The organism is Nostoc sp. JL34, from assembly GCF_017114945.1.
In the GTDB taxonomy this organism is placed as follows: domain Bacteria; phylum Cyanobacteriota; class Cyanobacteriia; order Cyanobacteriales; family Nostocaceae; genus Nostoc.
Window position 1 is genome coordinate 1 of sequence record NZ_JABXKQ010000145.1, and the last position, 15154, is coordinate 15154.

Sequence of the window (15154 nt, forward strand, 5' to 3'; positions counted from 1 at the left end):
TTGTACGTATTTACTTATCTTTACATAGTTTGGTTTTTTCACCTCGTCTTACTTAGATGCCACTAACCTTTGGGTATAATTATCCATTTGTGGTTTGCCAATTAATTCCACCAAAGCATCAATCGCTTTTTGGTTGCCAGAGCCAATTTCCCCTAAGCTAGATGCCGCTTGCCATCGGGTAGAATCATCCAGTTGTGGTTTGCCAATTAACTCCACCAAAGCATCAATCGCTTTTATGCGATTTGTCTGAGGTAGTGCTGTCCTTGCTCCCTCTGCGATTGGTATGGAAAATTTTACCCACTTGTTTTGTTCAACCTTAAACTCACCAAAGCCCCATTTAACGATTTCCGTCACAATAGCATCTGCGTTGCCAGAATTTTTCCACTCATCAACCCCCGCAGCAGCAAGAAAATAAGCGCGAAACTCGTAAAATCCCCTTCTGACTCTATCAATAGCTCTGCATTCTCCGCACCCATCATCAAATTTCATCAACGCCTGAATAAACTCCTCCTTCTTCTCCCTCCCCACATCCTTACGTCCCAACCACAGCAAAATCACCTCTTTCCACTGCGGGGCAAAAATCCGATAAACGCCTAGCGCGGGGTTGTCGGGAACATGATTTAGAAACTCGTGCCAATTCTCAACCGCCAACGCTGCAAAATATTCCTCAAATGTGGGATGGTAGAAAGCGTAAACTTTCTCTTTCGTTGCTGATTCCGCAGCCACTCCAACTTCATTTAGCCATCCCAACTTTAACGCTAACCAAAATAAAGAATTTTGCTGTTTTGGATCACCTAATTCCTCACGCACAAACTTATGTCGTAGCCGAAACCGTGACGTTTCTTGGTCGATTGCCCGTTTTGCCAAACGTCCCAACGCTGCGTTTAATTCCTCTTGCTGCTGTTCGGTGGTAGGGAAGCGGTTTTCTTTCCACTTGTAAACCTCTTCCACAAACTGCTGATAAAGTCCGGCTTTAGTTTCCGGTAAACCTTTATCGGAACCTTGCCAAGTGCTACACAACAGCGCTAACCGCAAAGGATTTTTAACTAAATCTTGGATGCGCTGACGTTCAGGTTTATCTAATTCCTGCCATAATCTTTCCCCTTTGTCTGCATCCTTGTTGTGAAACCAACGCCCAATAAACTCTTGCACTTGTTGCGGATATTCAAAATTGAGTAACCGATACGTCTCAAAATTTTCTAAAGCGTTGGCGTTTGCTTCCCAAACATTCACCCGACAAGTTAGCACAACCCGCGCATTTTTCACCCATCCCGTCAACTGCTGGGAAATCTCAGTTAATGGTTGGGGTGAAGACATTTCATCTGCTGCATCCAACAACAACCACACACGATTATTCTTGAATAAATCTGCAAAAGCGTTTTCCTGTTCTTTTGTTACATCCACCACTTCTAAAGCATTCTCCAGCCAATCTTGCAGCAGATAATCTTTTACACTCTTTCCTTGCAAGTCTGCCAAAGAAATCCAAATTGGTAAACCCAGATTTTTGTCTAATATCCAAAAAGCTATAGTTTGCAACTGAGTAGTTTTTCCCGCACCCGGTTCCCCAATTAATGCGATGCGGTGTCCTTGAGTTTTACCAACACCATCACGGATAACTTGCTCTAAAAAAGCCTCATGTTCAAATCGTTGCTTCTCTTCATAACTCGGTTCATAAAGCCGCGAACCTTGTTCTGCGGAAATATCCTCGCTGCACTTCTTCGGTTTGTTACGCTCCACCAATGCTAAAGGGACATGAATTGCCTCTAGCTCAAATTTCATCTCATCATCAGCAAACAGCAACTCATTGGTGGTGAGACGCTTGTGCTTTTCCAGCATAGCGCCGCAGATGTCTTGCCAATCAACACCCTGAGATTTTTCTTTTAGAGTCTTGGGAACTTTAACAGAGTTGTTTTTTTGAGTTTCTCGGCATTTATCCCATTTCCCACCTTGCTTAAACAACCAATTGAGGTTTGTTTCTTTATCGATGCTGGGAAAATTGAGCGCGAAAAGCCAAACTTTTGAGTTTGTTCTAGTTTTGGCGTTGGTTTGTCCGCGTTTATCCTCAATAATTTTCAGACTTATCAGACAGTTGAGCGCATTCCTAATTGCTTCAGGCTCTAAGCTGTTGTTATAACTCTTCGTCAGTTCTGCCAGTTTTTCTAGTGTAGAATGCGTTACCCATAACTCAGTACCCGCTTGCCAATCGGCTTTACAGTCTTTTGATTCTTCCGAATTTTCCACAAATGACAGTAAAGCACGCAGCAATATTTCTGCTTGTTCTCTACCAGCATCGTAGCTAAGATTCCGCCCCCGCCCCTTCCGCTCCATGTAAGTACCGTCATCGAAAAGAAAAAAATTTTCCAAAAAGTTCTGTGCTTTCCCAAGCCAGATATCTTTCCCAAGCACCCTATGTAGATTCTAAACGGCTTTTAATCAACGCTTGGGAAATTTACTTGTCAATTAATCCCAACCTTAACCTCGATTTGTAATCTAGGTGAGGCAAGTAAATGAAAACTCAACGCAAGCAAACCCAAAACACACGTCAAAAGCTTTATCGCCAAATCATTACAGTGTTGCTAATTCTGCAAACAATGCTAATTGGCGTAAATGCCGAAAACCGCCTTCAGCAAGGAGACTCAACAATCGAGGTTTTAATCTGGATAATTAACCAGTGTATCCCACTCCTGAAACAAGCCAGCAATTTGCAAGAAAAACAGAAAAAGAGCTTGTTACCAAAACATCGCCGTTCTGAGGATCGATAATATCACAAGCCCCTCTCTGCAAGCAAAGAGGGGCTGTGGCTATATTGGTTGATTTATATAGGAATTCGGTTTAATTGCGTGAAAAAATGTAATAACAATTTAATTAATGATTGCAACACATCCTTGGTTCAAGACGCCATTCATCGTGTCTCTACAAGATGTATGGTCTATTTGTTGTTACGTTCTTTTTTCAAATTGGTATAAATATGGCGTTTCTCGATTGCGTGCAATCCGGTTCGGATCGGGTTTTTGATAAAAATTATAATAGATAACAAAAACGCCTTGTAGAGACGGCGATTATCGCGTCTCTCTTGTTCGTTCAGAACACAAGTCCATTCGTTCAAAACACAAGTCCATTCGTTCAAAACACAAGTCCATTCGTTCAGAACACAAGTCAATTTGTTCAGAACACAAGTCCATTTGTTCAGAACACAAGTCCATTTGTTCAGAACACAAGTCTATTCTCAATCATTTGTTCTCTAGCGTCGTGCAATTACTGAGCTAGCAATCAAATCTTATTACAAAAAACACCTTTTTTTGCCAGTTTTACTGAACCACTACATTGTGCCATTGAGAGACTCTAGAAAGATAAAGTTTAGTAAAAAGTATGCATTGATGCCACGCAAAAAAAGAAGCTCTACCGTGCTAGAAAAAACCGAACAGAGAGTAATCGGATTTAAATCGATTAATTCCAGCCTCGATTTTGGTGATTCCATCAGCTTAAACCATTTAACCGAGTTAACCGGGCAACTCCGCAACCAGATTGACGAGTATAATATGATGCTAACTGCCATTGACTCAGCAAAGGCAAAAATAGAAACCCTTGAAAAGACCATCCGCGAAACTTCAGAACGCTTAGTCAGTGGTGTAGTGTTGAAGTATGGCAAAGACAGCCGGGAATACGAAATGACAGGCGGGGTACGCAAAAGTGATCGCATTCGTAAAGCCACCATTACGCGGTTAAAATCGACAGCAGACTTAAAAGCAGCTTCTACACAGACGGCGTAACGAGCAACAAGTAGGCATCATTCACGGTAAATGATGCCCATTGCTTGGCGTAGACATAGCCTGCCGCAGGCATCGCACTAGTGTGTGAAGATACCATAAAGCTAGATTCTTAAGGAGTACAAATATGACTCCAGCATCAAATGGGCAAGTTTCAATTATTCGTACCGAGCATGGACTAACAATTTTAGGCACACGCATCACTTTGTATGACGTAATGAACTATGTGACAGAGCAGTACCGACCCAAGTTTATCCGTGCCATGCTCAACCTCACAGATGAACAAGTGCATTGTGCGCTATTGGTTAATATCATAGTTGACATTGAAGACTATCGAGGCACAAGGCAGATTTTCATTCCGTGATGTGGCTGAGATCAAGTAATTGCATGATGACTTCAGGAATTGCAAAATCAAGTATTGTAGTCACCAATAGGCGATCGCACTCATCCGGCGATCATATCAATGCTTCTGACAGAAAGGGGCTACAATGCTTTATTTGTCGTCATCAAGAAAAAAATTATATGGAAACTTTCTGTATACTAAATACTTAAGTGTATATTGACCCAAGTAAAACCAACAAAGAAATAATATGAAAAATAAATCTTCAGCAGTTTTTGGCTTTTTCGTCTCTGGGGGCGGGATCATTCCATACTCAGAAGAAACAATAAGTTTTTTAGCTTCAGGTAACAAATGCCCCAATTGTAGTCATCAAGTATTAGCTTGGGCGAGGTTAAACTCATACTCGGCAGATGGGAAGAAACTAAACTACTGGCGAGTGGCACCCTTATTCCCTGACTTAGTAGAATGTCCAAAGTGCTATTACCGTTGGAAGTTCTTTCGTGATTCTCAAACCATTACTAACGACAGTAGTTCAGTTGAGAATCCGCAATCACAGCAGATTAATTCTATAAAAACAGTTCAACCAAACATCACGATACATTTAGAGCAAGAATCTGAAAGAAACCGGACAAGCAATGAGACCGTACTTGTACCTCCTGGTGTCAAAATAACAGTGAAACGTTCGCGTACTGTTGAGCATACAGTGGATGTTTCTTGGAGTGACTTAAAGGGTGGAAGCCTCGATTTAGGGCTTAAAGACATTTTCGGCATATCGATTAAGGGTGAAATAGAAAAAAAAAGAGGACGCAGCTATAAAGAATCTGAGACAATCGAATACGAAGTTGAGTTAAATGGTGAAAAGGTAAGTCAATATAACTTAGTCTGGACAGATATCTGGTGCAAAGGTTTCATTGAACTTACTATAAATAATACGACCCAAATGCTCCCCTTTCGTTTCCGGGATAGTTCCGAATTGGAAGTCATACCAGTAAAAATTGATTTGCAAAACAGCTTAAAAACCCTGTTGGAGCGAATTGTAGCGAGAGAGTTGGGTCTTTTTCTTCTTCTTGGAACGGAACTTGGAATTTTCTCCCTTTCCGATGTAAGAAGGGGTTTTATTCCTCAATCAACTCAAAATTCACCCGTTCGTAAATATCACGCAGGGTAATTTGAAATTCAATAGAATCTAAGACTAAAATTGCCTCTTCACCTTCATATTCTTTAAAAATCCATTGCCCTTCTGCTTGTTTAGTAAATTGTTCCACAGCAAGACTATACTGGTCAATCATAATATATTCCTGAAAACCAGGAATAGAACGATAATATTTAAACTTATCTGTTTTGTCATAATTTTTAGTTGAATTTGATAAGACTTCAACAATTAATAAGGGATTAGTAATAATTGTTGTACCTGTTCCCTCGTAAATAGGCTTACCTTTGATGACTATAATATCAGGATAAGTATAAATGTGATGACGAGGTATTGATAATTTTACATCACCTATGTAAATATCATAATCTTGCCCTTGCACTGTCAAGGGAAACTTGCGACAAAAATTAAGTGCAATTTTGTTGTGGTTGGTTGTTCCCCCTGTCATCTGTATAATTTCTCCATCTCTGTATTCATTTTTATATTCAGCCTTCTCTTCTAATTCCAAATATTCTTCTGGGGTGTAGCGCTTTTCTGTTTGTAAAACCATATTAATTAACTCATAAAATGAGTGAATGGGTATGTTATCAATAGCGTAACGTACCCGAAAGATAGCGAAAATAAATATTTTTGTTATACAAATACGGTTGCAGACAATGTAACAATAGCGATCGCAAGCCAATACTTTTAGCCATACCCACCAGTGAACGCCCCTACCAATATCTCTGCACAAACCCAGAATCGCAAAGCCGATCACATTCGCATCTGCTTAGAAGAAGACGTTCAGTGCGATCGAATCACCAATGGACTGGAACGTTATCGTTTCACCCATTCTTGCTTACCCGAACTCAACCACGACGATATTGATATCAGTACAACTTTCCTGGGAAAACACCTTGGCGCACCCTTGTTAATTTCTTCCATGACTGGAGGGACAGAACAAGCCGCAATCATTAACCAACGTTTGGCCCAAGTCGCACAACACTACAAAATTGCAATGGGTGTCGGTTCTCAGCGAGTGGCGGTAGAAAAACCCCAAGTGGCTGATACTTTTGCTGTCCGCAAGTATGCCCCTGACGTTCTGCTACTTGCAAACTTGGGGGCTGTGCAACTTAATTATAAGTACGGTTTAGATGAATGTTTACGGGTAGTTGATATCTTAGAGGCTGATGCCCTGATTTTACATATTAATCCTCTACAAGAGTGCATTCAACCCAAAGGTGATACAAATTTTCGGGGTTTGCTTGACAAGATTTCTATATTATGCTCAAAGTTGCCAGTGCCAGTGATTGCGAAGGAAGTTGGTAACGGCATTTCAGCAGCGATCGCCAACAAACTCATCGCCGCCGGAGTAGCAGCTATTGATGTCGCGGGTGCGGGCGGTACTTCTTGGGCAAAAGTAGAAAGTGAACGGGCAGAAAGTCCCTTGCAGCGTCGCTTAGGGAGAACGTTTGCCGATTGGGGTTTACCGACGGCAGAGTGCATTACAACTATTAGAGCAATCGCCAAAGATGTGCCCTTAATTGCTTCAGGAGGTTTGCGTCATGGATTGGATGTTGCCACAGCGATCGCCTTGGGAGCAGATATAGCTGGTTTAGCAATGCCTTTCTTGCAAGCAGCAGCAACATCAGAGACAGCAGTTGCCGAACTCGCTGAAGTCTTAATCGCCGAAATCACTACGGTCTTATTCTGCACTGGCAACGCCACCTTGTATCAGTTAAAGCACTCTGGTAGTTTACAACGCATAGAATAGGTAAACAGGTCATTGGTCATTTGTCATTTGTAAATGCCCAATGCCCCTCAAGAGCGCTGAGTGGGGAATCTCACTTTTGTACTCAGGACTCGGAACGGGCTAAACGCCCTGCTACCGCTAACGGAACTGTTTTGCCCCATACCCAATAACTAATAACTAAATAACTAATGCGTAATTTTATCAAACAAACTTTTGCTAGTTTAGTTGGCACCTTACTAGGACTAATTATTTTCGGTGGTCTGGGAACCACTGGACTGTTCTTGCTGATATTGGCTGCTACCTCCTCTAAAGATACTGGGCCAAATGTAAAAGACAAGTCAGTGCTGGTTTTTGACTTGTCGATGAAAATTACTGATGGCGAACCTAGTTCAGGCGAACTGTTTCAAAACACAATATCAGGTGTAGATGAAGATAGGATGGCACTCCGCAAAATTGTGGAAACCTTGGAAAAGGCGCGACGCGATCCCCGCATTGTCGGGATCTATATAGATGCAACCAATGCCAGCCAAGCTGGTAACGTCGGCTATGCCTCCCTGAAAGAAATTCGGAAAGCGCTAGAGGAGTTTCGCGCTGCGGGGAAAAAGATTGTTGCATACGGCAGTGATTGGAGTGAAAAGGAATATTACGTTAGTTCAGTGGCAGATTCCATTGTCCTTAACCCTCTGGGAATGATGGAAATCAACGGTTTGAGTTCACAACCGATGTTCTTAGCAGGAGCATTACAGAAATATGGTATTGGTGTTCAAGTCGTGCGAGTCGGGAAATTTAAAGGAGCCGTTGAACCGTTTATTCTCACAAAATTGAGTCCAGAAAACCGCGAACAAACTCAGAAATTGTTAGATGATGTTTGGGGAGAGTGGCGTACTGCTGTAGGCGCAACTCGGAAAATTGAACCTGATAAATTGCAGGCGATCGCAGATAATCAAGCCCTACTAGAAGCCACACAAGCCAAAACCAGCGGTTTAGTCGATCGAGTCCAATACCCTGATGAAGTTGTCGCTGACCTGAAAAAGTTGACAAATAGCGATAAAGAAGACAAAACATTCCGACAAATTAGCCTGAATAGCTACGCACAAGTTTCTGGTAAATCTTTGGGTGTAGAACGTAACTCCAAAAATCAAATTGCCGTAGTTTATGCTGAGGGCGAGATTGTCGATGGCAAAGGAGAAGATGGGCAAGTAGGAGGCGATCGCTTTGCGAAAATCTTCAACAAACTACGACAAGATAAAGATGTGAAGGCTGTTGTATTACGAATTAATAGTCCTGGTGGTAGCGCTACCGCAGCCGAAGTCATGCAGCGAGAAGTGAAATTAACTCGTGAGGTAAAACCAGTTGTGGTATCAATGGGTGATGTCGCTGCCTCTGGTGGTTATTGGATTGCTAGCGACTCTAATCGCATTTTTGCAGAACCAAATACCATTACAGGTTCCATAGGGGTGTTTGGGATGCTATTCAATGGGGAAAAGCTGGCCAATAATAATGGTATTACCTGGGATTCAGTGAAAACCGCACGCTATGCTGATAGTCAAACAGTTTCGCGTCCGAAATCGCCTCAAGAGTTGGCACTTTATCAGCGCAGTGTTAACCGGATTTATAATATGTTTCTGAATAAAGTTTCTCAAGGTCGGAAACTCCCAGAACAAAAAGTAGCAGAAATTGCTCAAGGAAGGGTTTGGTCGGGTGAAGCGGCGAAAGAAATTGGTTTAGTGGATGAAATTGGCGGTTTGGATAGTGCGATCGCATATACTGCCCAGCAGGCGAAACTAGGAGAAGACTGGGAAGTGCAAGAATATCCTCGCACTAGCAGCTTTGGAGAACGCTTTTTTGGGCGTGCAACAGATGAGGCGCGGACTGCTTTAGGGATTGAGTCGGCGCAACTCAAATCAGCCAATCCCCTCACCACTGAATTGCAAAAATTGCAACAGGAAGTAGAAATTCTGCAAAAGATGAACGATCCCCAGGGGGTTTATGCCCGCTTGCCTTTCAACTTGAAGATTGAGTAGATGTTTTTTGAGTATTAGTGGGCAAAAACTCACCGAATCTACAATGTCTCAGCTAGTAATGAAAAGTTTGTATTAAGGACTTTAGTCCTTATTTTCTCAAGACTAAAGTCCTTACTAAGAAATTGTTTACCCATCACTTTAAACTTGGCAGACCACTACGGCGAGGCGCAAGAGTTGGTCTTGCCAGCCATAAACCAGCTGACATTTTTTGCCTGGATGTGTAAAGTAGTTGAGAGTAAACTACAATTTCCAACCTTTGACAGAATTTTAGATTTGGAATTTTACTGAAGCAGCCCGGTTGAACAGTGGCTCAAGTATGGAAAAATCTAAATTTTTTATCTAGATCCACAAGTGTATTGACATAACGATCCAATTTAAAGTCTAAAATACAAAATTGAGTAAAACATCCATCTATGGCTAGAAAAACACAACGTCTTTTGCTGCTAATTGTTTCTTGTAGTATCACTGGTGTAATTTTAGGAGGTACTGCTGGTTGGGCAGAAAGTAGTCTCTGCCTGGAAGACAGTAAGGTTACAAGTGAGTGCCTAACTCAAGATCCATTCCAAAAAACTATCCAAGGAATGAGTACTGGATTATTAGCTGGGGCTGGGGCCGCTTTTGGTGCAGTCTGGCAGTTACGGAATGAAGATTGAGGATGAATTACCACTAACCCGAAGTTTCGGGTTAGATTAGTTTTCTGTACTAATTAGCCAGTGTCTCCACTTTGAATTTCGCCCAGCATAAAGTCATGTGGGTCAATTATGCTGATTTATGTGGCTTTGGAAGAATACCGATCTATTAATGCACGAGCAAATCTCTGGTGTTGTTCAGCTAGATATTCAGGAGAGATGAACTGAGCATTGCCCATGAAGCGGTACACCCAGCGACAAAACTCCTCTAGCGATCGCTCAGGCAATTTAACAATAAGCTAGTCTTTAACTATGTCCAAGAAAGACTCTCAAAAGAAAAGAGCTCAACTACAATATCCATCCACTTGGATAGCAGAGCTTAATAAGAGTAATGATAGAGCTTGTGTAATTGTGGGTGCAGTATTTTTAGAAATTCAACTTGAACAACTTCTTATAAATTTTCTGGTTGATGATAAGAGAAAAGTAGAAAAATTATTTGATTTTAATCAGCCATTAGGCAGTTTTAGCTCAAAGATAAGCATGGCTTACTGTCTTGGGCTTATTGGTTCAGAATTATTCGACGATATCACCATTATTAGAGATATTAGAAATGATTGTGCCCATGAGTTACAAGCTATAGATTTTAGTAACCAAAGCATAGCTGACAAATGTAAAAATTTTAAGTTATTCAGAAATGTGATTGATCATACAGGTCAACCAGCATCTACTAGAGATCATTTCTTATCTGTAGTAAGTTTAATCTCAATTTATTTAGCTACTGAAATAGAAGAAGCCCAAAAAGAAAAGAGAATAATTCAAGGCGATCTTGCTATAAGTGATGAGGAAATAGTTAGATTACCCCGCTAAATGATTGTGTATCTAAATTACTAGAGTAAATTTCCAGATAATCAGTATTCGTCATCGCGGATGAGTTAATTGTAGATCCTGGACACGTCAAAACCCAGGCTCATTGTCTAACTGTGCTATCCGTTGCAGCTAAGTGTTAGCTGCAACAGACTGAATCGATATCTGGGTTAGGATGCAAAGAAGTATGCCTATGGGCGCATTTGCATTCTTGGTGGCTTATAGAGAATAATCACAAATAAAGCAGCTTTGGCATCTTCGTGCGAGAGAATAAATATAAAATATGGCGATCGCAATCGATTTTGGTACTAGCAACACAGTCATTGCTCGTTGGAACCCCGTAACCCAGCAGCCAGAAACCCTGACTCTACCAGGTTTATCAATTAAACAAAGTCTCAATCCGCCACTGATTCCCAGCTTGGTTTATGTTGAAGACGCAGCCCAAAATAAAGTCTTAGTCGGGCAACAAGTACGCGATCGCGGTTTTGACCTCAAAGGCGAAACGCGATTTTTCCGCAGTTTCAAACGCGGTATTGGTGCAGATATTCAAGGTTTCTTACCCGAACTAGATGGGCAACTTGTCACCTTTGAACAAGTAGGGCAATGGTTCCTCACTCAAGTAATTGAACAACTAGCACCCTTGGAAGGTGGCTTAGATTCTCTCGTGTTAACCGTACCCGTAGACAGTTTTGAAGCTTATCGTCATTGGTTGGGAAAAGTTTGTCAAGCCCTTCCCGTCGAACAGGTGCGAATGCTAGATGAACCCACAGCCGCCGCTTTGGGTTATGGCTTGGCAGATCAAGAAATTCTTTTGGTGATTGACTTTGGCGGCGGTACTTTGGATTTGTCCCTTGTCAGGTTGGATCAAGGTGTACAAGCAAGCACCAAACCGCTAGGATTTATCCTCAAGTGGGGTAATAAGTCCTTAGCTGAAGATTCAAAACAAAAAGTCAAAACTGCCCGCGTACTGGCGAAAGCTGGGCAAAATCTGGGCGGTACTGATATTGATAATTGGTTAGTAGATTACTTTGCCAAAACTCAAGAGTTGGCGGTAAGTCCGTTGACAACACGATTGGCAGAACGGGTAAAAATTCAGCTATCAACCCAAAACCAAGCTAGTGAAGTTTATTTTGATGATGAGACATTTGAAAGCTATGAACTGGAACTAAACCGCGACACTTTTGAAAATATCCTCAAAGAACACGCATTTTTTGAGTTATTGGATGAGTCGATGACGACACTGTTGCAGCAAGCAAGACGCCAAGGGATAGAACTTCCAGATATTAATGCAGTTTTGTTAGTTGGTGGGACAGTGCAATTGCCGGCAGTGCAGACATGGATCAAACAGTATTTTGAGCCAGAAAAAATCCGTTGCGAACGTCCCTTTGAAGCGATCGCTCAAGGTGCATTACAGTTAGCACAAGGGATACAAATCAAAGACTTTCTTTACCATAGTTATGGTATCCGCTACTGGGATCGTCGCAATCAGCGTCACAAATGGCATTCTTTAATTAAAGCTGGACAGGCATACCCAATGAGTCAAGCAGTGGAATTAGTCTTAGGCGCTTCTGTAGAAAATCAGCCCAGCATTGAACTAATTATGGGAGAATTGGGAGCAGATACAGGCAATACTGAAGTTTATTTTGATGGCGATCGCTTAATTACTCGCCGTCTGGACAGTAATGAAACCAACGTCAAACCCCTCAACGATCAAGAAGGTGCGAGGACAATTGCCCAACTGACACCAGCAGGATATCCTGGAAGCGATCGGATCAAAATCCTCTTTCAAGTTGATGAGCAACGCTTTTTGCGAATCAGCGTTGAAGACTTGTTAACCAATGACACACTGTTGGAGAATCAACTTGTAGCACAGTTGAGCTAGATATAATACATATCTACTAAATCAACATGGTCAACTTAAACTCGACCATGAAAAAATTGAGAATAATGTTAATTTTTCCGCTGTAACCAAGCAAAGACTTCATTAACAGAGAGTGTCAAATTCAAATCTTCTAACACTGGTAATATATCTTTTCCTGCTAACAAATCTGGTAAAGAATTAGGCTGATAAACTAAAATACAGCGTTCACTTGGATCAATCAACCATCCTAGCTGACTACCATTTCTCAAACAGTGTAAAATATTGCCAGTTACTTTCGTTTGACTTTGAGCAGGGGAAAGAATTTCGATGATCCAAGGGGGTGCAAAATCAATGCCGCTGCTAATAATATCACCGCTCTCATCCAGTGGTATTTCATTGGTAGAGATCACAACCACATCAGGAACTACTGAACGATTACCGCAGGTACAGCGTAATTCAGGAAAGGCTTCATAGTTACTGCCCAACGCATCAATTACTGCAACTAAACGTTTTTGCAATAAACTGTGTTTAGCCCCTCCCATAGGTTTCTGAATTGCCTCTCCTTTAATATATTCCCAAGCTGGTGACTCTTCAATATATGGAAGTTTTAAGAACTCTTCTAAAGTCGCGCTTTCTGGAACTGTAATTTTTCCTTGCGTCAACCCAATATTTTTCATAATTCGGTTACAAGCGGAAGTGGGTCAGTTGTTGAAACCAATGGCATTTTGAGATCAAGATTGTTCTAGTCTTCCCTTTTTAGTATAGGCTGAAGCTTATACTAGTCTTGAGCGTCTCTTGCCGCCGTAGGCATCGCTTTCCGATCTGGACTTTTGACAATAACTTAATAACTTCTATTGTGTATAAATGTGGTACGATTCACCACAATATCTGCACGGGATAACTTTCAAACATACTGTCTCTAGTAATTATAGGTATGCTATCTACTAAACTTTGAGAAATTATGAGCCGATCAAATGGATCTTTATGGTAAAAAGGTAACTTTGCTAACTCATCTAAATGTTCTGGTCGTATTTCAAGCAATTCAATAGCATTACCATAAACTTGTTGCTTGACCAACTCAGTAAAAGTCATTTCCAGTTTTAGCTTGTCGATACTGACCTTGATAGAAATTTCCCAAAGACTCGCAATGCTCAAAAATCTTTGATTTCCCCGATCTTCAATCAAGTTTTTTGCTGTGTCACTGAGGTTAAAACTGCCCTCAATAAACCATAAAAACGTATGAGTGTCGAGCAGGAGTCTCATGGAGCGTATTCCTCAAAATCTGCCAACGGCTCATCAAAATCATCTGACATTTTTACCAAACCCCTAGCACTACCAAACTTGGGGCGTACTTCTACTCCATTAAGTGGCACAATTTTGAAAGATGTCCCATCATTACGGATGATGATGACTTCTTCTCCAGCAGCCGCCTCTTCAATTAATTCTGCTAGGCGAGTCTCAGCTTCTTTCAAATTAACTTGATGCATTGATAGTCTTTACCAAAACCCGATATTTTGAATATAACTTCTTCGTCAGTTATTGACTCAAGGATCTTTTCATGTGGACAATGGCGATCGCAATTGCACTATTTTTGAGTAACTTCACTGAGGGCTTCATGAATAACCTCATCGCTAACACCGTGACGCTTCAAGCTAGCAATCAGTGCTGAGATAGTATCATCCTCTAGTCGTTCCAGATCAACTCTTAGCCCTTGCCCAATATAGGCACGCATTAACGGCTGATAGCCAGAAAATCCCAGTAATGGCGCTATTCTTTTCAAATCTTCAATGACATCTTCGGGAATGCGAATTGTGATTGTAGTCATTGGACGATTTTTATCGAGTCGCTTTTTCAGTGCTTCAGCTTTCATAATATTCTCGCTCCTTGCGTGTTGCTTTACGAGCTGAAATGATCCGAATTATGTCGTTTTCATGTTCAATGTAGACGACATACAGAAGATTCCACCGTCTGTCTAAGCCAATAACAGCATCTCTTTCTTCATCATTGCGACTTGCATCAACAACCACTAAAAACGGATCGAAAAATGCCTCTGTGGCTTGCTGAAATGTCACGCCATCATGATTGCTGGGATTTATCCAAGCTTTTTCTTCGTTCCAAACGAAAGTGACACCATTAAGCACGAAATACACATCCATACCTTACATAGTAGACATTGTGTATTTACGTTGTCAATACGTTTTATGAAACAGAGATATTTCCGTAAGGGCGATCGCACTATAAATCTCTGCTATGGTTCCCTCCCTTACTGGATAAAACTGAGGAGACATTGCTGGTGAGACTTCTTGTACCTTGTTACTAGCATACTCGTGTAACTCGTCAACCGAAATCCATCCATCATCATCTTGATCCGCTGCTCCGGTTTCAATACCCTCGACTAGATACCGGGTGTAAATCGATAATTCTGATCCCTGCTGCTCAAAGGAATACTGGGTTGCACTGGAGGAGGTTAGAATAACACGCCCCTCTTTTCCAACTTGAGCTACACGAACTATACTCTCTGATAAGGAAAATACTCGTTGTTCGACTGAAATAATGTCTTCATCTAGTAATCCCAGACGTTTTTGATAGTCTTTCAAATCTCTTTGCGTTGCTTCGCTAAAGGGGTACTCTATCTTTACTGCATCAAGCAATACTTGCTCATATTCAATTAATTTACCCTCATAATCTCTGTAGGGGCGTAATACTTCATCTTCTATTGCAGTCGCTTCTTCTATAGAACCCATTTGACATCTTTTACTGTGTTGAAGTAAAGTGAGCGCAAAAGTT

The 15154-nt window shown here is 41.4% G+C and carries 17 protein-coding genes and 1 pseudogene; 9 read left to right on the forward strand and 9 right to left on the reverse strand.

What is annotated here, in order from left to right; genetic code table 11:
* Nucleotides 1-48: 48 nt before the first annotated feature.
* Nucleotides 49-2364: an NACHT domain-containing protein gene (locus HWQ44_RS26625; RefSeq protein WP_292724904.1), complete on the reverse strand. Its 2316-nt coding sequence runs from the start codon at nucleotides 2362-2364 to the stop codon at nucleotides 49-51.
* 143 nt (nucleotides 2365-2507) lie between these two features.
* Between HWQ44_RS26625 and HWQ44_RS26630 the strand changes: the two genes are divergently transcribed.
* From HWQ44_RS26630 to HWQ44_RS26645, 4 genes are all read left to right on the forward strand, one after another.
* Nucleotides 2508-2762, forward strand: coding sequence for a hypothetical protein (locus HWQ44_RS26630; RefSeq protein ID WP_292724905.1), 255 nt, complete (start codon nucleotides 2508-2510; stop codon nucleotides 2760-2762).
* A 615-nt stretch (nucleotides 2763-3377) separates the two neighbouring features.
* Nucleotides 3378-3770: a hypothetical protein gene (locus tag HWQ44_RS26635; RefSeq protein ID WP_292724906.1), complete on the forward strand. Its 393-nt coding sequence runs from the start codon at nucleotides 3378-3380 to the stop codon at nucleotides 3768-3770.
* A gap of 124 nt (nucleotides 3771-3894) precedes the next feature.
* Nucleotides 3895-4131, forward strand: a complete 237-nt coding sequence (locus tag HWQ44_RS26640) for a hypothetical protein (protein ID WP_334859391.1) — start codon at nucleotides 3895-3897, stop codon at nucleotides 4129-4131.
* Nucleotides 4132-4357: 226 nt separating this feature from the next.
* Complete coding sequence (locus HWQ44_RS26645; protein ID WP_292724907.1) at nucleotides 4358-5275, forward strand: hypothetical protein; 918 nt, start codon at nucleotides 4358-4360, stop codon at nucleotides 5273-5275.
* On the opposite strand, the gene HWQ44_RS26650 is transcribed toward HWQ44_RS26645, so the two are convergent.
* A complete protein-coding gene (locus HWQ44_RS26650; protein WP_292724908.1) occupies nucleotides 5223-5807 on the reverse strand; it encodes a Uma2 family endonuclease in 585 nt (194 codons plus the stop codon). The genes HWQ44_RS26645 and HWQ44_RS26650 overlap by 53 nt on opposite strands.
* 153 nt (nucleotides 5808-5960) lie before the next feature.
* On the opposite strand from HWQ44_RS26650, the gene fni reads away from it, so the two are divergent.
* From fni to HWQ44_RS26665, 3 genes are all read left to right on the forward strand, one after another.
* Complete coding sequence (gene fni, locus HWQ44_RS26655) at nucleotides 5961-7010, forward strand: type 2 isopentenyl-diphosphate Delta-isomerase (RefSeq protein ID WP_292724910.1); 1050 nt, start codon at nucleotides 5961-5963, stop codon at nucleotides 7008-7010.
* A gap of 167 nt (nucleotides 7011-7177) precedes the next feature.
* The gene (gene sppA / locus HWQ44_RS26660) at nucleotides 7178-9013 is read left to right on the forward strand and encodes a signal peptide peptidase SppA (RefSeq protein WP_292724911.1); all 1836 of its coding nucleotides are present in this window, start codon (nucleotides 7178-7180) and stop codon (nucleotides 9011-9013) included.
* A 413-nt stretch (nucleotides 9014-9426) separates the two neighbouring features.
* Nucleotides 9427-9666, forward strand: coding sequence for a hypothetical protein (locus tag HWQ44_RS26665; protein ID WP_104909601.1), 240 nt, complete (start codon nucleotides 9427-9429; stop codon nucleotides 9664-9666).
* Nucleotides 9667-9782: 116 nt separating this feature from the next.
* Here HWQ44_RS26665 and HWQ44_RS26670 read toward each other — a convergent pair whose 3' ends face one another.
* Nucleotides 9783-9929, reverse strand: coding sequence for a hypothetical protein (locus HWQ44_RS26670; protein WP_292724913.1), 147 nt, complete (start codon nucleotides 9927-9929; stop codon nucleotides 9783-9785).
* 25 nt (nucleotides 9930-9954) lie between these two features.
* Between HWQ44_RS26670 and HWQ44_RS26675 the strand changes: the two genes are divergently transcribed.
* Both HWQ44_RS26675 and HWQ44_RS26680 read left to right on the forward strand, forming a co-directional pair.
* Nucleotides 9955-10509: an MltR family transcriptional regulator gene (locus HWQ44_RS26675; RefSeq protein WP_292724914.1), complete on the forward strand. Its 555-nt coding sequence runs from the start codon at nucleotides 9955-9957 to the stop codon at nucleotides 10507-10509.
* A gap of 280 nt (nucleotides 10510-10789) precedes the next feature.
* Nucleotides 10790-12388, forward strand: a complete 1599-nt coding sequence (locus tag HWQ44_RS26680) for an Hsp70 family protein (RefSeq protein WP_292724915.1) — start codon at nucleotides 10790-10792, stop codon at nucleotides 12386-12388.
* A 68-nt stretch (nucleotides 12389-12456) separates the two neighbouring features.
* On the opposite strand, the gene HWQ44_RS26685 is transcribed toward HWQ44_RS26680, so the two are convergent.
* The 6 genes and pseudogenes from HWQ44_RS26685 to HWQ44_RS26710 all read right to left on the reverse strand — a co-directional run.
* Nucleotides 12457-13044, reverse strand: coding sequence for a Uma2 family endonuclease (locus HWQ44_RS26685; protein WP_292724916.1), 588 nt, complete (start codon nucleotides 13042-13044; stop codon nucleotides 12457-12459).
* 199 nt (nucleotides 13045-13243) lie between these two features.
* A complete protein-coding gene (locus HWQ44_RS26690; RefSeq protein ID WP_292724918.1) occupies nucleotides 13244-13630 on the reverse strand; it encodes a type II toxin-antitoxin system VapC family toxin in 387 nt (128 codons plus the stop codon).
* Nucleotides 13627-13854, reverse strand: coding sequence for a type II toxin-antitoxin system Phd/YefM family antitoxin (locus HWQ44_RS26695; protein ID WP_292724920.1), 228 nt, complete (start codon nucleotides 13852-13854; stop codon nucleotides 13627-13629). The genes HWQ44_RS26690 and HWQ44_RS26695 overlap by 4 nt, the downstream gene beginning before the upstream one ends.
* A gap of 98 nt (nucleotides 13855-13952) precedes the next feature.
* Nucleotides 13953-14237: a hypothetical protein gene (locus HWQ44_RS26700; RefSeq protein ID WP_012407730.1), complete on the reverse strand. Its 285-nt coding sequence runs from the start codon at nucleotides 14235-14237 to the stop codon at nucleotides 13953-13955.
* Nucleotides 14227-14523, reverse strand: a complete 297-nt coding sequence (locus HWQ44_RS26705) for a BrnT family toxin (RefSeq protein ID WP_292724922.1) — start codon at nucleotides 14521-14523, stop codon at nucleotides 14227-14229. The genes HWQ44_RS26700 and HWQ44_RS26705 overlap by 11 nt, the downstream gene beginning before the upstream one ends.
* A gap of 99 nt (nucleotides 14524-14622) precedes the next feature.
* Nucleotides 14623-14865, reverse strand: a pseudogene (locus HWQ44_RS26710) (sulfatase-modifying factor protein); the annotation flags it as partial.
* Nucleotides 14866-15154 lie beyond the last annotated feature (289 nt).